Genomic DNA, 15241 nt, shown 5'->3' on the forward strand with positions numbered 1-15241 from the left:
TGGTGTGGGGCTGGATGGGCTGCGCCTGCAAAGCCAGGACGGTGGGGTCAGCTTCAAGACCGAGGTGAGGCCCGATCACCTGGGGCTGACGGCGGGGGTGGTGAATGCGCAGGGGCAGCTGGTGCTGCTGTCCAAGCAGGGACTGGTGAAAGACTGATCCACGCTCCAATTTCCAGCCTCGTCAGTCGGGGCTTTCGCCACTGTTCATCGTAGCAGGGCCGTCCGAAGTCATCCACGGGATTCGAGATATGACGATTGCTCACCGGCTCAGTGTGGCCTTTGGTTTGGTGGTGATGATTCTGCTGGGGCAAAGTGCCATGAGTTACTGGGCAGCCGTCCAGTCCCAGGATCTGGTGCAGGGCCCGGTGGCGCAAGCCCGCGCACGTTATGAGCTGGCGATGATGCTGAAATCGGCAGGGAAGGCTGAAGAGCTGTATCTGCGCCGTCTTTCGGTGCAGGTTGAGCCCGACAAGGTGGAGCGAGAAATTGCCTCTGCGTTGAATGCCAGTGCAGAGATCGATCAGGCTTTGAAGAGGCTGCTGTCCCTGCCTCTGAGCAGTGCAGATGCCACAGCGTTGAAAAGCCTCCAGCAGACCCTTCAAAGCACACGTTCTGCGCGTGACAAGGTCATCGACTTGGGTCGGCAACTGCAGACCGATGAGGTCAACCAAGTCTTTGAAGACAAGTTGGATCCCTTGATTCAGCAAAGTCAAGCAGCGGCCCTTGAGTTCGCGAGGCAACAAAAGGCAGCAGAGGATCAATCGTTCGCCGAGATCGTCACGCTGGGCGACAAGAGTCGGCGCATCACATGGATCACGGCGCTGGCGGGCGCTGTGTTGGCGACATTGGCTGGCGTGCTGCTCTACCGATCAGTGACCATGGCTTTGAACACCACGGTTCACATGGCCGACCGGGTGGCAGCCGGTGACCTTACGCTTCACATCGGGGCACAGGCCAACAATGAGACTGGGCGGATGATGAGTGCCCTTGGACGGATGGTCGAGCGAATGCATGAAGCCATGGAGATGGTGATACGTTCGTCTGCCTCGATCCATGCGGCTTCGACAGAAATCGCGGCGGGAAACCTGGACCTTTCCAGCCGCACTGAGCGGCAGGCCGTTGCATTGCAACAGGCCACGCACTCGATTGAATTGATCGCCAACGCGGTGCACGAGAACGCTGATGCCTCGCAAGAGGCGCAGGTGCAGGCGCGTGAGGCTTCGCGGCAGGCGCGCTCCGGAGGTCAGCAAACAGAGCACATCGTGCAGACCATGGAGGCCATATCGGCGTCCTCCAGGCGCATGGCAGACATCCTGGGTGTGATTGATGGAATCGCCTTCCAGACCAACATACTTGCCCTGAATGCGGCGGTGGAGGCGGCAAGAGCGGGCGAGCAGGGGCGGGGCTTCGCGGTGGTGGCAAATGAGGTGCGAGGCTTGGCTCAGCGTTCCGCCCAGGCTGCCAAAGAGATCAAGGATCTGATCCAGGGCAATCTGCAGACCGTGAAAGCCGGATCTGTGCAGGTGACTGAGGCCCGCAGCACGATGGCGTCGATGGTGAAGGCCAGCGAGTTGGCGGCTGATCTGATCATCCGGATCTCCGAGGCCACGGCCCAGCAAGCTCAGGGTGTCGCTCAGATCCATGGTGTGGTGAGCGAAATTGATGAGGGCCTGCGACAGAACGCTGCCTTGGTCGAAGAGGCTGCTGCTGCGGCCGACAGCCTCAGAAGTCAGACGGAGGCCCTGGACAGCGTGCTGGCTTTCTTCCAGGTTGGTGCCAGTCAGCCGCCGTTGCGTCAACTTGACACCAAGTTCCAAGCGCACGGCAACCCACGGTCACTGGGTCACCCCCCACCTCCCCGCTTGAGCTGAGCGCTGGGGGCCTGTGTTGGCCGGCCTGTGAATGGTCGACCTTATCCCTGATCTTGTCAGACGCTGGCTTGTGCTTCGCCCAAGCGGTGGTAGGCGCGGTTGAAGTAGGCCAGTCCCTGGGAACTCTCAGAGGCCAGGCGAATGTCGCGCAATTCCGTGATGAAGATGCTGTGCGAGCCCACGTCGTGGATGTGGGTGATGACGCCATCAAAGTTGACCAGCGCGCCTTCCAAGGCGGGCGCGCCGGTGCTCAAGGGCAGCCAGGCCACCTGCGCAAAGCGGCTTTCCATCGTCACATCGCGGTTGGCAAACAGGGCCGACAGGTCCTGCTGCGCGGCCGACAGCACATTGACGCAGATCGAGCGGTTTTCCACAAAGAAACGATGCGCGAAAGACGATCGGTTCATGCAGACCAGCAAGGTGGGCGGCTGATCGGTGACGCTGCAGACCGCTGACGCCGTGAAGCCCGCCAGGCCGGCGGCTCCGTCGGTGGTGATCACGTTGACCGCACCGGCCAGCAATGACATGCCGTTTCTGAATTCAGGAATCGAAATCATGGTGAACCCCTTCAAATGTCCAGCACCAGTCGGGCAGATTGGGCGCGCGAACAGCACGTCATGATCTGGTCGTTTTCAGTCTTTTCTTCGTCGGTGAGGTAGACGTCGCGGTGATCGCATTCACCCTCAAGGACCGTGCAGACGCAGGTGCCGCAGACGCCTTCCTGGCACGAGACCGGCACCAGGATGCCGATCGTCTTCAACGCCGCCACGATGCTCTGTCCCTCTTGCACCTGCACTGTTTTGCCGCTGGCCGCGGCCACCACTTCAAAGGCGCTACCGTGGGTGTCGACGTCGGCGTTGAAATATTCACGGTGGATCTGCGCTGGGGGCAGGCCATGTTGTTCGCTGTTGCCGATCACCCAGTCCATGAAGCCCGATGGGCCGCAGACGTACAGGTGGGTAGAGGCCGTGCCCGCTGCAGCCAACACCGGAGCGATCTGGAGTCGGCCCGCGTCACCCGCATCGTCGAAATGCAGGCGCACCTTGTCGGCGAAGGGGGCCGTGGCCAGTTCCTCCAAAAAGGCACTGCTTGCGGCGGAGCGCGCGCAGTAATGCAACTCGAAGCCCTTGCCCGCCGCTGACAGGGCATACGCCATGGCGATCATGGGCGTGATGCCGATACCGCCACCGACCAGCACACTGTGCTGCGCCTCCGGGACCAAGGGGAAATGGTTGCGTGGCGCGCCGATGGTGATGACCGTGCCTTCGTTGAACCGATCGAAGACCGCAAGCGAACCGCCGCGGGAGCATGGGTCACGCAGCACGCCCAATCGATACCGGCTTTTTTCGGCGGGGTCGCCACACAGCGAATATTGGCGCACGAGGTCGGGCGCCAGATGGACGTCGATGTGGGCGCCAGCCTCGAAGCTGGGCAAACTGCGGCCGTCTGCGCTTTGCAGATCCAGCACAACGACGCCGTCGCCTTGAATCTCTCTGCGCTTGACGACAACCTGGTGGGTGGTGGCGTTCATGGTTGTTTCCTTCTCTCGATGCTCTTCAGCGCATGAAGATGCCGCCGTTGACGTCCCATGCAGCGCCAGTGCATGAATCAGCTTCAGGCGAGGCCAGTTGCACGACTTGTGCTGCGATGAAGCGCGGATTGCCCAGGCGTTGGACGGGGATGGCTGCCAGCAGCTTCTCCAGCTTGTCGGCCGGCACGGCCTTGCGCACGGAGGGCAAGTCCAGCGGGCCGGGGGCCATGGCATTGACGGTGACTCCGCTGGCGGCCAGTTCGCGGGCGAAGATCTTGGTCAGGGTCAGGATGCCCGCCTTGGACGAAGCGTAGTGCGCGCCCGAGGCCGTGCCGCCGTTCTGCCCGGCAAGTGAGGCGATGTTGATCAGGCGGCCATAGCCGTGGCTGGCCATGCGGGCGCCAAACACCTGGCAACCGAGGAAGGTCCCGCGCAGGTTGATTCGCAGCACCTCTTCAAACTCTTCAGGGGTGATCTGCATCACCGGTGTGGTCACCGTCACGGCTGCGTTGTTCACGGCCACATGCAGCTGCCCCCAGCGTGCTGCAAGGGCATCGACCGCCTGCTCGAACGCTGATTTGGACACCACATCCAGGGCCAGGCCCAGGGTGCTGTCGCCGCTGGGATCCAGCTCCCGCGCGGCACGTTCGGCGGCCACGCCGTCGCGGTCGCTCAACGCAACGCGGTAGCCGGCGGCGTGCAAGGCCTGTGCGATGAACAGGCCCAGCCCATTGGCGGCACCTGTGACCAGGGCGTTTTGTCGTTCTGCCATGGCCTGGCCTCAGAGGATGTAGCCGACGGCGGTGAGCGTGTCGGTCGAGTTGATGAGCTTGACGATCTTGCGGTGGATGCGGAAGCCCTCACCCACGCGCAGCAGTTCGTAGGTGACATCGGAGGTGTGCTCGCGAAATCGGTCCTTGCGGAACTCGCGCAAGTCCTGGGCACAACGCACCGTGACCTTGGTGCCGTCGTCGCTCAGCAGGCGCAGGCGCGATACGTTGCGCACTGTGCGCGCCACCGGGGCGGATGAGATGGCTTCGCCACCGGTCAATCGCGCCACGCGCTTGCTGCGCATCTGGGCGTCGTCGTAGGCGTAGTTCAGGGTGTTCTCGTGGTCGGTCTCGTTCGGGTCGATCGGGATCACGTAGAGGCCTTCCGGCGCCCAAAGCAGGAGCCAGTCCTGGTACTCGTTGTGGTCCAGCATATCGCTTTCGGCCCAGATGAAGGCGGTTGCTTCTTGCAGCAGCGTCGTGTTCATTTTTTTCTCTCTTCCGTGACTCAGGCGGTCATCAGTTTTTTCCACTGCTGGTAGGCAGCGCGCATGCCGGTCTCGGCACTCACATCACCGGCCACACCATCGGCGGTCTTCTTTTCCGCGGGCAGGCCGCGGTTGAGCAGTACCCAGAGGTCCCGCCCGGCATGGGCGCCGGCCTGAACCCGTTCCCAGGCTTCCGAGTCGTCCGGCGTGCCAAAGCCCAAGGGGCCCTGGAAGTGCTCGTGCATGCGCAGCCGGGCTCGGTTGCCGGCCGGGGGGCCTCCGTCCATCAGAATCACGCTGTGGTGGATCTCGGTTTCGTTGACCGAAATCGGTTGCAAAACCCGAAAAAAGGCCATCGAGCAGGCAATGTTGGGGAACAGGTTCAGGTTGAAGCCCGAGCCCCCCACGGCGCGCACGATCTGTCGCACCTTGGCCTCTTCGTGGCCCTCGGCGCGCAACGCGTCGGCCAACTCGATGTACCGGTCTGGGATGGGCCTCTCCAGATCCGCTTCCAGGTCGATCAGGTCCGGAATCATCACCATCACGCTGTGGCCATTGCCCAGGTCTTCGACATAGCCCTTGCCCCCCACGAAGTCGAGCATCTCTTCGGTCTGTTTGTCCACGGAGTGAAGAAATGAGCGATGCACCAGGGGGAAGTGGTAGGCGTCCGTGGTGTTTTCCAGCTGGATCTTCCAGTTGCCCGGAAACGTGAAGCGATGCTCGCCGCCGACCTTGATCGGAAAGCTGCCACCTTGCTTCATGAACAGGTCCATCCACTTCTTGGCGGGGCCCAGGTAGTCGACCAGGGGCTCGATGTCGTCCTTGAAGGTGGCGAACACCATGCCGGCGTATTCCTCGACCCGCAGGTTCACCAGCGGGTGTTCCGCTTTGTCGAGAATGTCGCCATAGCTCTCTGGGTGCGGCACACCGCGAAGGGTGCCGTCGAGCGCGTAGCTCCAGCCGTGGTAGGGACAGACAAAGGTGTTGGCCTTGCCTTTCTTGTGTTCACACACCGTGGCGGCGCGGTGACGGCAGCGATTGAGCAATACCCGCACCTGCTTTTTGCGGTCGCGCACCACGATGACGGGTTCTTTGCCCACCCAGTGGGTCTTGTAGCTGCCGACCTCGGGCACCTCGCTGACGTGCGCCACCCAGACCCAGGTGTTGCGGAAAACCTTCTCCATCTCGTCATCGAAGATGGCAGGGTCGGTGTAGAGCGAGGTGTGGACCTTGTCGGACTGGACCAGGTCGCCGATGGGGCGGTGGAAATGAATCGGTTGAGCAGGAGCATTCATGGGAGTGGCTCTGTGAATTAATGATCTTGGGCAGGGACTGGCAGCAGCGCACTGCTGTTCCAGGCGCTGGTGGGGCGGCTGAAGAGGTTCTCGGTCTGGAACTGGGCGATGCGCCAGGCGCTGCCTTCAGAGCGCAGCTTCAAGGTGAGCTGCGCGGCGTTGAGGTGGGAGCTCTGGTCGGCAAAGGTCGATGTCTGCAACATCACCCAGCTCGCATCGGCGCTGAGGGCATCGGACGACACCACGATGGTTTCGGAACAGAGAAAGTGGACGTTCAAGGCGAAGTGCGCCGGGGTCCGCATGTAGGTGCGGAACATGGCAGCAATGGCTTCACGGCCCCGGTAGCCACCAAAGCGGCCGGAATAGAGCGCACCCCGGCCTTCCCAGGTCGCGTCGTCGGTGAAAAGGCCGGCCAGCTCCTGCAGCGGTGTCTCGGCGTTGAGCCGATCGCACAGTGCCATGTAGCGGGTGATGCAGGCGCGGATCAAGCCTTCGGCCTGAAGGCGCTGCACCTGCAGTTGCAGGTCGGCGATCTGCTGTTGCAGTGTCATTGCGGTGCTCAGGCCGCGTAGGCCGGAATGCTCAGCTCGCGGCCCACGCGTGCTTCGACCTTGCAGTACTTCCACAGCTTGTAGGTGCCGTCACCGACACCGATGGTGCGAAACAGGTTGCAAGCTGCATGCACCGTTTCCAGGTCAGGCACATCGGCCAGCACGTAGGTCGTCCAAGGCCAGCTCGCCGACGGCCCTACCATGGAGCGATCGTCGTCGAGGTTGCCCAGAACTTTGACGCCGGGCAGGGCGGCAATGCCTTGCATCATCTGCACGAAGGCGCTCCAGATGTCCTTGGTTTCCGCCTGGGTGGCGTCGAAGAAATTCTGGTTCACGCCGATGCAAAACAGGGTGCGCAGTGGAATTTTGGTTTCAGTGGTCATGGTGTGGGTTCTCCTTGGCGATGAGGTCAGATCAGAGGTAGCCCGGCAAGGGCTTGAGGCCGAACAACATGGCGCCGGCGTTTTGGTAGGTGATGTCGCCCATGAAGGCGTGCTGTGTCACGACCAGGCTGTCTTGCACCTGGGTAGACAGTGGACAGCTGCGGTAGATGCCGGTCATGCCCGCAAGCATCTGCACGCTGCGGGTGACTTCGGCACCCGCACGGGTGGCGTGGGTGGACGACAGGCGCAGCATGCTGACCTGTTCCTGAGTGGGGGTGTCGCCCCGCAGCAGGGTTTCCCAGACCTCGTCCATGGCGTCATAGAAGAACGCGCGTGCGGCGCGCAGGGTGGCTTCGGCACGTGCAAGGTCCATCTGGACCTGCGGCCGGTCCGCGGTGCGTGGGGCGCCCGTGACAGAGGTGCGGCCCGTGGCCAGGTCCTTCAATTCTTCGATCGCTCCGCGGGCAATGCCGAGCGAGACCACGCTCAATACTTGCGTGGCGAACGACAGGCTGGGGTAGCGACAAATGGGGGCGTCCAGCGTGGACGGACTGCCGCGCACGAAGGTCCATTCTTCGGGGACGACAACCTTGTCCACCACGATGTCGTGGCTCCCTGTGCCGGTCAGGCCGATAACGTCCCAGGTGGGGTCGATTCGTGCTTTGGCGATCGGCATCACGGCCAGGCGCGGCAGGGATTGGCCCGCCAGGCCCGTCGGCGCAATGCCCACACCCACGAGGTTCGCCCCCATGCAACCGCTGGCAAAGCTCCAGCGGCCTGACACCTCGAAGCCCCCCTCGACGGCCGGTGCGCTCTGGGGTGGAAACACGCCCGCGCAGAACACCACATCGGGCGAAGCCGCGTACACCTGGCGCAGCGTCTCGATGGGCAACGAGGCCAGGTAGGTGATGCCCATGCCGAAGCTGGCTACCCAGCCGGCCGAGCCGTCGGCCTGTGCAATGCGCTCCACTTTTTCGCAGAAATAGCGTGGCGAACGTTCTTCGCCTCCCAGTGCCCGCGGCACCAGCGCGCGATACATGCCGTGGTGCTTGAAGCTCTCGACGACGTCGGGCGATATGAAGCGCTGCTTCGAGAATTCGGCGCTGCGGGTGCGGATGTCGGTCAGCAGATCGTCAAAAGAGGGATGGGCCACGCCGCCCGGCGAAGGGGGGCTGGCATGCGTGGTGCGCTCGGGTTCCAGGGTCAGCATCGGGGTCTCCGGTAGTGGGGTTGCTGCGTCGAAAAAGGGCTCAACGCGTTGAAGCTATTTTTTAAGTTAGCTCAAAACAACGTGAATTGGCAACTAATTAATGAAAAAATTTTTCGCACAATAACAGGGCAGTTGAAGAAGTTGTTGGTGCAGCCACCAGGCGAAAATCGCACCAAAAGTGGGATTTATCGCCGCTTTTGGATTAATTTAAGGATCTTCATCTTCGGGAATTCCCTAGGGTAAGGAAACGTATTCCATCTGTAATCTCGGCGAAAAGCATGAATGGGAACGTGAATCTGGCATGAAATATGCAGAACTTGCGCCACCAAAATTCAAACTTTCCACCCGCACTACAAAGAGGTTCTCCATGGTTCTGAAAAGCGTTTTCCCCGCCTTGATCGCCGCTGCCGGCGCCCTGTGCTTTGCCGGCTGCGCGCTCGCTCAGGTCAAAATCGGCGTTGTGTCCTCGGCCAGTGGTCCGATTGCCTTGGTCGGCATTCCCCAGAAAAACACCGTGGCGTTGTTGCCCAAGGAGGTGGCTGGTCAGAAGATCGAGTACTTCTCGCTGGACGATGCTTCAGATCCGACGGCTTCGGTTTCTGCCGTCAAGAAGCTCATCAACGAGGACAAGGTCGATGCCTTGATTGGCCCGAGCGGATCGCCCAACGCCATGGGGGTGATCCAGTTCGCCGCAGAAGCCGGTGTGCCCATGTTTGCGCCCGTTGGCACGGCAGCCGTGGTGTTGCCCATGACCGAACAGAAGAAGTGGGTGTTCAAGACCACGCAGAACGACGATCTGATCGCCAACGCGTTGGTGGACCACATGAAGGCCACCGGCATCAAGAGCGTCAGCCTGATCGGCACGGCCGACCCTTATGGCGAGAACTGGGCCAAGGTCATGACCGAGCTGCTGGCGGCAGCCAATATCAAGCTGTTGACTTCGGAGAGCTTTCAGCGCCGTGACACCTCCGTGACGGCGCAGGCACTGAAGACCCTCGCAGCCCGCCCGGAGGCCGTGCTGATCGCTGCACCCGGGAGCTCGGCCGTGTTGCCACAGACCACGCTGTTCGATCAAGGCTACAAAGGCAGGTTCTACCAAACCCACGGTGCGGCGCTGGACGACTTCCTGAAACTGGGCGGCAAGAAAGTGGAGGGCACCATCCTGGCTGCCAGCGGCATGCTGGTGCTGGGCGACATGCCAGCCAGCAACCCCATCAAGGCCATCGCCACCAAGTACGTGGCCGACTACGAAAAACTGTATGGCAGCAAGCCAGCCACCTTTGGCGCCAATGTGTACGACGCCGGTCTGTTGCTGCAGGCGGCTATTCCGGCCGCCTTGAAGAAGGGCAAGCCGGGCAGCCCGGAGTTCCGCTCTGCGCTGCGCGATGCGATTGAGCACACCAAAGAGCTTGCTGCCACCCAAGGTGTTTACAACATGACCGCAGCGGACCACAGCGGCTTTGACAAACGGGGCCGCGAACTCATCACGGTGAAGAACGGTCAGTGGGCCGCCTTGAAGTAAGCCGCCCACAGTTGATCGACATGGATTCACAGATCGTTCTATTGCTGGGGCAGGATGGCCTCACGAGCGGCGCCATTTACGCCTTGCTTGCGTTGTCCATTGTGCTGGTGTTCAGCGTGACACGCGTGCTGTTGGTACCGCAGGGCGAGTTTGTCACCTTCGGCGCCATGGCCATGGCGGGCATGCAGGCGGGGCAGTCGATGGCCCTGGCCTGGCTGTTGTTGGGACTGGCCGTGGCACGGGCCGTGGGCGGCCTCTGGACAAGGCGTCAGTGGCCGGGTCCTGGCGACTGGCTCATGCTGGGCTATGCCGCGGGCCTTTGGGCGCTGTTGCGCCTCCTGCCACTGCAAGCTTTGCCGATGGTGGTGCAGGCACTGCTGACGCTCGCGCTGGTGGTGCCCATGGGGCCGTTGCTGTACGACATCGCCTTCAAGCCGATTGCGTCCGCACACTCCCTGGTGCTGCTGATCGTGTCGATTGCGCTGCATGGTGTGTTGGTGGGGCTGTCGCTGCTGATGTTCGGCGCCGAAGGTGCGCGCAGCGAGCCGTTTTCCGAGGGCGGCGTGGAGATCGGGCCGGTGATGTTCAAGTCACAGGCGCTCTGGGTCATCGCCGCTTCCATGCTGCTCATTGCGGCCCTCTATGTGTTCTTCGATCGAACGCTGTACGGCAAGGCGCTGCGTGCAACCTCGGTGAATCGACTCGGGGCGGAGCTGATGGGTATTTCGCCTGAGTTCGCAGGGCAGCTCAGCTTTGGCCTGGCGGCTTTCATTGGTGCCCTCTCGGGCATTCTGATTGCGCCGCTGACCACGCTGTATTTCGACAGCGGCTTTCTGATCAGCCTCAAGGGCTTTGTCGGTGCAGTGACCGGCGGGCTGTTGAGCTATCCGATCGCTGCGCTTGGCGCCACGTCGGTCGGCTTGGTCGAATCGTTCTCGACCTTTTGGGCAAGTGACTACAAGGAGGTGATCGTGTTCACGCTGATCTTGCCTTTCCTGCTGTGGCGCTCTTTGACAACCCGCCATTCCGAAGAGGAAGCATGAGCGCCATTTCTACCCCTACCCTTGAACACGGCCCGGCCCGTTGGCATGGAGCCTCCCGTCTGCGAAGCATGGCCTTGCTCTTCGTGGCGGTGGCCCTGTTGGCGCTCGTGCCTCTGTTGCCAAGTTTCTATGTCACCTTGTTCAACAACATCGGCCTCGCGGCATTGGTTGTGCTGGGCATCGTGCTGATGACCGGAGTAGCCGGCCTGACCAGCTTTGGCCAGGCCGCCTTTGTCGGCATTGGGGCCTACACAACGGCCTGGCTGGCCAGCAGCACAGCGTTGCCGGGCTGGTTGGCCTGGGCTGGCGGCTCGCCGCTGGCGGCGCTGCTGATGGGGACCTTGGTCACACTGTTTGTGGCCGGCCTGTTGGGGGCCATTACCTTGCGCTTGTCCGGCCACTACCTTCCGCTGGGCACCATTGCCTGGGGGATTGCTCTGTACTACCTGTTCGGCACTTTTCAATCTCTGGGGGGCTATTCCGGCTTGGCCAATCTGCCTGGATTGCGTCTGTTTGGTGTGGCGTTGGAACGCGGTGAGCAAATCTTCTATTTGATCTGGTTGCTGGTGTTGCTGGGAGCCGTCGCTATCCGAAACCTGCTGGACTCCCGCTCGGGGCGCGCCATCCGCGCGCTGAACGGCGGACAGGCCATGGCCGCCTCGATGGGCGTCCATGTGTTTCGTGCCAAGTTGACCGCTTTTCTGTTGGCCGCAGCGATGGCGAGTGTGTCGGGTTGGCTCTACGTCTATACGCAGCGCTTTGTCAGTCCGACCCCTTTCAGCATCAACGCCGGCATCGATTACCTGTTCATGGCACTGATTGGCGGTGTCGGTCAATTGTGGGGCGCCATCGTTGGCGCCGGGCTGTTTGTCTTGGCAAAAAACGGCTTGGAAGACCTGCTGCCCAAGCTGTTTGGCAGCACCGGCAACTACGAGGCGATTGTGTTCGGGGCCCTCATCATCTGGCTGATGCACCGAGCGCCGGTTGGCGTGGCGGGGTGGTGCCAGACCCATCTGGGGCCTCGCCGGGCCACGTTGCCGCGGATCGATGAAAGCGCTGCCGCGTCGCTGCCGCGACGGGAGATGCCCAGCCGTGGCAGTGTGGTGATGAAGGCACGTGGGCTGAGTCGCCGCTTCGGGGGCCTGGTCGCCAACAAGGAGATCGACCTGGACTTGCGTGCGGGTGAAGTCTTGGCCGTGATCGGCCCGAACGGCGCAGGCAAGAGCACATTGTTCAATCTTCTTTCGTGTTGTGATGTGCCGACCTCTGGTGACATCGAATTCCTGGGTCAGCCGGTACAAGGCTGGGATGCCCGGCGCATTGCAGCAGCGGGTCTGGCGCGTACATTCCAGCACGTGAAGTTGCTGCCCAAGATGAGCGTGCTGGAGAACGTAGCCATTGGTGCGCACTTGCGTGGTCAACAGGGCCTGCTGGCCAGTGTGATGAGGCTGGACCGCCGTGAAGAGGCGAGCTTGCTGGCCGAAGCTCGCCGCCAACTGGAGCGCGTGGGCTTGGGCGCCCATCTCGCAGCGGAAGCCGGCAGCCTTTCTTTGGGCCAGCAGCGCTTGATTGAAATTGCCCGCGCGCTTTGTGGTGACCCTTGCGTGCTGCTGCTCGACGAGCCCGCAGCCGGCTTGCGCCATGGCGAGAAGCAGGCGCTGGGCGCGTTGCTGCAGAAGCTGCGCGAAGAAGGCATGACCGTGCTGCTGGTCGAGCACGACATGGACTTCGTCATGAACCTGGTTGATCGCGTGGCGGTGGTGGTGTTTGGCGACAAGATCGTCGAAGGCCTGCCCGCTGAAGTCCAGTCGGACCCGCGAGTCCTTGAAGCCTATCTGGGAGTTGCGCTATGAATGCTGTGCCCAAACCGGCGGTGGTCGAGTCACCGCTGCTGGATGTGTCCGATCTGCATGTGAGTTACGGCAAGATCAGTGCGGTGAGCGGTGTCTCGCTGCGGGTGCGGAAGGGTGAGATCGTCACCGTGGTGGGGCCCAACGGTGCAGGCAAGACCACGCTGATGTCGGCCATCATGGGGGTGTTGCCATCAAGTGGACGCATCGTTGTCGCAGATGAAACCGGCTCGGGCCGTGATGAGGGCCGCGGCATCGCCAGCCGCGTGCGCAGTGGCATCGGCATGGTGCCTGAGACCCGCGCCTTGTTTTCAAGTATGTCGATCGAAGACAACTTGCGGCTTGGTGCGTTCCGGTTTCGCAAAGAGCCCAAGGCCCGACATGCCGACGCCTTGGAGGAGGTCTTCACGCTGTTCCCGCGCCTGAAGGAGCGCCGCCAGCAAGAGGCTTCGACGCTCTCTGGTGGCGAGCGCCAGATGCTGGCCCTGGGGCGTGCCCTGATGGGCCGGCCACGACTGCTGCTGCTCGACGAGCCCAGCTTGGGTTTGGCGCCACTGATCGTTCGTGAGATCTTCCGCATCCTCGTGCGCCTGCGTGAACAGGGGGTCTCGATCCTGTTGGTGGAGCAGAACGCGTTCGCCGCCCTCAAGATCGCCGACTACGCCTATGTCTTGGAGTTGGGGCAGGTTGCGATGGCGGGCCCGGCAGACCTTGTGGCTGCCGATCCGCGGGTCGTGCAGGCCTATCTCGGTAGTCAGGCGAAGCATCAAGCGATGTTGAGCTCATGATATTTGCAACTGACCGATTCGAAAGCTTGATTCAGACATGACCCGCCATATTCTCCCGCGCTCCAGTGCGGTGGCCATCCATGCGGCCATCGCACGCCGCGAAACCACGGCGGAAGCCGTGCTCCTGGACAGCCTGGAACGCATCGCCAACGCCGAACCTGCATTGCAGGCCTGGAAGCATCTGGATCCCGCCGTCGCATTGCAACAGGCCCGTGCGCTGGATGCGCGCATGGCCACCGGCTCAGCCGCAGGCCTGCTCGGCGGCGTACCGATGGGCGTCAAGGATCTGATCGACACAGCAGATATGCCGACCGGGTACGGCTCTGCGGTCTACGAGGGACATCGCCCCGCAGCCGATGCAGAAGTCGTCCGGCTGGTGCGAGCCGCCGATGCCGTCATTGTGGGCAAGACCGTCACCACCGAGTTCGCCTATTTCACTCCTGGACCCACGGCCAACCCCTGGGACACTGCGCACACGCCAGGGGGGTCGTCCAGTGGGTCCGCCGCCGCTGTGGCCAGTGGCATGGTCCCACTGGCCTTTGGATCGCAGACCGCGGGGTCGTTGATTCGCCCCGCGTCCTATTGCGGTGTATTTGCCCTCAAGCCAACCCATGACCTGGTCAGCGGTGCGGGTGTGAAGGCGTTTGCGCCTTCGCTTGACACCATGGGCTGGCTGTCCAACGGCACGGAAGATCTGGAATTGATGCGTGCGGCACTCGCGGGTGAGCGCTTCGAGCCTTTGCCAGACGCTGTCGGCATGCGCCTGCTGAGCTGTCGTACCCATGAATGGGACTGCGCCGATGCGGGCGGGGGGCAGGTCTGGGAAAGGGCGCACAGCTTGCTGTCCGCCGCCAGGGTGCCTGTGAGTTCCCTGAACATGCCCGCGTCGCTGTCGGGCCTGTTGCAGGCGCAAAAAACTGTGATGGCGAAAGAGGCGGCGCAGAACCTGGGCCGCGAGATCAGCGAATACGGTACCCGGGTGAGCGAGCACATCCGCGATCTGGTTGCCCTTGGCCATGGCATCACCCAGGAGGCTTACGCCGCAGCGAAGGCCTTGGCTGAGCAAGGTGTGCTTGAGGTTCTGGCCTTGATGGGCGAGGCCGATGCTCTGCTCGTGCCCGCTGCGCCGGGCGAAGCGCCGCTCGGGCTGAGCGCCACAGGCGACCCGGTCTTCAGTCGGGTGTGGACGCTGCTTGGTCTGCCTTGTGTCAACGTCCCGGGGCTGTTGGGTCCTGGGGGGCTTCCGGTGGGGCTGCAACTGGTGGGGCGCCCGCGCGAGGAACGCAAGCTCCTTGCCGTGGCGCAGTCGCTGCACCGGGTCATCACCGCGTGATTGCTGCGACCTGGACCTAGGCAGGGTCCGGGTCTGATGCCACTGCGTCCAGAATGGGATGATCGCCGCCGTTGAGGTTGCGGAACACGATCCGCAGCGATTCATTCAGTCTCTCGAGCTTGGCAGGTGTCAGGCCATCGAAGCTGCGCTCGAACAGGCCGTGGGTGGCATCTTTCACCCGTCCCAGGGCGACTCGGCCGGCGTCCGTCAACGACACCATCGTCACCCGGCCGTCACTTTTGGACGTCTCCGTACTCACCAGACCCTCGGCCTTCATGCGGTAGACGATCTTCGTGGTGGTGGAGAGTTTGCCCACTGCGTGCACGGCGATCTCGGAGACGCTGCTGACACCTTGCTCCTGAAGGATGGCCAGGACCCGGTAGGTCGGTACATCGCAATTGACGGCCTTCAGCACGCGTTCAATTTCCTGCGTGTAGAGGGTGTTCACTCGGGCAATCCAGTAAAAGGGCCAATCGGCCCGATGAAATTCGGGGTCGGATGGATTGGAGCGTTTGGAAGAGCGCACAGCCGTGATTGTCCGGGTTGAAAACTGACTTGGATCTTAGCGGATGGCGTGCCTGGCAAAGCCGGCGGACGCATTTGTTT

15 protein-coding genes are annotated in these 15241 nt (G+C 62.4%); 6 read left to right on the plus strand and 9 right to left on the minus strand.

Features of this window, described 5'->3' with window-relative positions:
* Nucleotides 1-248 precede the first annotated feature (248 nt).
* Nucleotides 249-1871: a methyl-accepting chemotaxis protein gene (locus AC07VS_RS27040; RefSeq protein WP_494752507.1), complete on the plus strand. Its 1623-nt coding sequence runs from the start codon at nt 249-251 to the stop codon at nt 1869-1871.
* Between the two features lie 56 nt (nt 1872-1927).
* Here the strand turns inward: AC07VS_RS27040 and AC07VS_RS27045 are convergent, their stop codons facing one another.
* The 8 genes from AC07VS_RS27045 to AC07VS_RS27080 are packed head-to-tail and all read right to left on the minus strand — an operon-like array spanning nt 1928 to nt 8099.
* On the minus strand, nt 1928-2428 hold the full coding sequence (locus AC07VS_RS27045) for a flavin reductase (protein WP_492349717.1): 501 nt from the start codon (nt 2426-2428) through the stop codon (nt 1928-1930).
* Nucleotides 2429-2439: 11 nt separating this feature from the next.
* A complete protein-coding gene (locus tag AC07VS_RS27050) occupies nt 2440-3402 on the minus strand; it encodes a PDR/VanB family oxidoreductase (protein WP_494752508.1) in 963 nt (320 codons plus the stop codon).
* Between the two features lie 25 nt (nt 3403-3427).
* A complete protein-coding gene (locus AC07VS_RS27055; RefSeq protein WP_492349719.1) occupies nt 3428-4174 on the minus strand; it encodes an SDR family NAD(P)-dependent oxidoreductase in 747 nt (248 codons plus the stop codon).
* Nucleotides 4175-4183: 9 nt separating this feature from the next.
* The gene (locus AC07VS_RS27060; RefSeq protein WP_494752509.1) at nt 4184-4660 is read right to left on the minus strand and encodes an aromatic-ring-hydroxylating dioxygenase subunit beta; all 477 of its coding nucleotides are present in this window, start codon (nt 4658-4660) and stop codon (nt 4184-4186) included.
* A 20-nt stretch (nt 4661-4680) separates the two neighbouring features.
* Nucleotides 4681-5955: an aromatic ring-hydroxylating oxygenase subunit alpha gene (locus tag AC07VS_RS27065; RefSeq protein ID WP_494752510.1), complete on the minus strand. Its 1275-nt coding sequence runs from the start codon at nt 5953-5955 to the stop codon at nt 4681-4683.
* Between the two features lie 17 nt (nt 5956-5972).
* A complete protein-coding gene (locus AC07VS_RS27070) occupies nt 5973-6506 on the minus strand; it encodes a nuclear transport factor 2 family protein (RefSeq protein WP_494658745.1) in 534 nt (177 codons plus the stop codon).
* An 8-nt stretch (nt 6507-6514) separates the two neighbouring features.
* Nucleotides 6515-6889 carry an IacB protein gene (locus AC07VS_RS27075; RefSeq protein WP_492349723.1) on the minus strand — a complete coding sequence of 125 codons (375 nt, stop codon included), beginning with the start codon at nt 6887-6889 and terminating at the stop codon, nt 6515-6517.
* 31 nt (nt 6890-6920) lie between these two features.
* Nucleotides 6921-8099: an acyl-CoA dehydrogenase family protein gene (locus tag AC07VS_RS27080; protein WP_494752511.1), complete on the minus strand. Its 1179-nt coding sequence runs from the start codon at nt 8097-8099 to the stop codon at nt 6921-6923.
* 367 nt (nt 8100-8466) lie between these two features.
* Here AC07VS_RS27080 and AC07VS_RS27085 point away from each other — a divergent pair, with 367 nt between their 5' ends.
* From AC07VS_RS27085 to AC07VS_RS27105, 5 genes are read left to right on the plus strand one after another with little or no spacing between them, the layout of a single operon-like run.
* Nucleotides 8467-9621, plus strand: coding sequence for an ABC transporter substrate-binding protein (locus AC07VS_RS27085; protein ID WP_492349725.1), 1155 nt, complete (start codon nt 8467-8469; stop codon nt 9619-9621).
* Between the two features lie 20 nt (nt 9622-9641).
* Complete coding sequence (locus AC07VS_RS27090) at nt 9642-10664, plus strand: branched-chain amino acid ABC transporter permease (RefSeq protein WP_494752512.1); 1023 nt, start codon at nt 9642-9644, stop codon at nt 10662-10664.
* Nucleotides 10661-12517: a branched-chain amino acid ABC transporter ATP-binding protein/permease gene (locus AC07VS_RS27095; protein ID WP_494752513.1), complete on the plus strand. Its 1857-nt coding sequence runs from the start codon at nt 10661-10663 to the stop codon at nt 12515-12517. The genes AC07VS_RS27090 and AC07VS_RS27095 overlap by 4 nt, the downstream gene beginning before the upstream one ends.
* Complete coding sequence (locus tag AC07VS_RS27100; RefSeq protein WP_494752514.1) at nt 12514-13302, plus strand: ABC transporter ATP-binding protein; 789 nt, start codon at nt 12514-12516, stop codon at nt 13300-13302. Before AC07VS_RS27095 ends, AC07VS_RS27100 begins: the two co-directional genes overlap by 4 nt.
* A gap of 37 nt (nt 13303-13339) precedes the next feature.
* Nucleotides 13340-14635, plus strand: a complete 1296-nt coding sequence (locus tag AC07VS_RS27105) for an amidase (RefSeq protein ID WP_494752515.1) — start codon at nt 13340-13342, stop codon at nt 14633-14635.
* Between the two features lie 16 nt (nt 14636-14651).
* Here AC07VS_RS27105 and AC07VS_RS27110 read toward each other — a convergent pair whose 3' ends face one another.
* Nucleotides 14652-15083: a MarR family winged helix-turn-helix transcriptional regulator gene (locus tag AC07VS_RS27110; RefSeq protein ID WP_492349730.1), complete on the minus strand. Its 432-nt coding sequence runs from the start codon at nt 15081-15083 to the stop codon at nt 14652-14654.
* Nucleotides 15084-15241 lie beyond the last annotated feature (158 nt).

Source organism: Curvibacter sp. GW821-FHT01G03 (assembly GCF_059422285.1).

What these genes read in the sequence shown, in the direction of transcription:
- AC07VS_RS27040 (WP_494752507.1), top strand. Translation starts at nt 249, where the DNA reads ATGACGATTGCTCACCGGCTCAGTGTGGCCTTTGGTTTGGTGGTGATG.
- AC07VS_RS27045 (WP_492349717.1), bottom strand. Translation starts at nt 2,428, where the DNA reads ATGATTTCGATTCCTGAATTCAGAAACGGCATGTCATTGCTGGCCGGT.
- AC07VS_RS27050 (WP_494752508.1), bottom strand. Translation starts at nt 3,402, where the DNA reads ATGAACGCCACCACCCACCAGGTTGTCGTCAAGCGCAGAGAGATTCAA.
- AC07VS_RS27055 (WP_492349719.1), bottom strand. Translation starts at nt 4,174, where the DNA reads ATGGCAGAACGACAAAACGCCCTGGTCACAGGTGCCGCCAATGGGCTG.
- AC07VS_RS27060 (WP_494752509.1), bottom strand. Translation starts at nt 4,660, where the DNA reads ATGAACACGACGCTGCTGCAAGAAGCAACCGCCTTCATCTGGGCCGAA.
- AC07VS_RS27065 (WP_494752510.1), bottom strand. Translation starts at nt 5,955, where the DNA reads ATGAATGCTCCTGCTCAACCGATTCATTTCCACCGCCCCATCGGCGAC.
- AC07VS_RS27070 (WP_494658745.1), bottom strand. Translation starts at nt 6,506, where the DNA reads ATGACACTGCAACAGCAGATCGCCGACCTGCAACTGCAGGTGCAGCGC.
- AC07VS_RS27075 (WP_492349723.1), bottom strand. Translation starts at nt 6,889, where the DNA reads ATGACCACTGAAACCAAAATTCCACTGCGCACCCTGTTTTGCATCGGC.
- AC07VS_RS27080 (WP_494752511.1), bottom strand. Translation starts at nt 8,099, where the DNA reads ATGCTGACCCTGGAACCCGAGCGCACCACGCATGCCAGCCCCCCTTCG.
- AC07VS_RS27085 (WP_492349725.1), top strand. Translation starts at nt 8,467, where the DNA reads ATGGTTCTGAAAAGCGTTTTCCCCGCCTTGATCGCCGCTGCCGGCGCC.
- AC07VS_RS27090 (WP_494752512.1), top strand. Translation starts at nt 9,642, where the DNA reads ATGGATTCACAGATCGTTCTATTGCTGGGGCAGGATGGCCTCACGAGC.
- AC07VS_RS27095 (WP_494752513.1), top strand. Translation starts at nt 10,661, where the DNA reads ATGAGCGCCATTTCTACCCCTACCCTTGAACACGGCCCGGCCCGTTGG.
- AC07VS_RS27100 (WP_494752514.1), top strand. Translation starts at nt 12,514, where the DNA reads ATGAATGCTGTGCCCAAACCGGCGGTGGTCGAGTCACCGCTGCTGGAT.
- AC07VS_RS27105 (WP_494752515.1), top strand. Translation starts at nt 13,340, where the DNA reads ATGACCCGCCATATTCTCCCGCGCTCCAGTGCGGTGGCCATCCATGCG.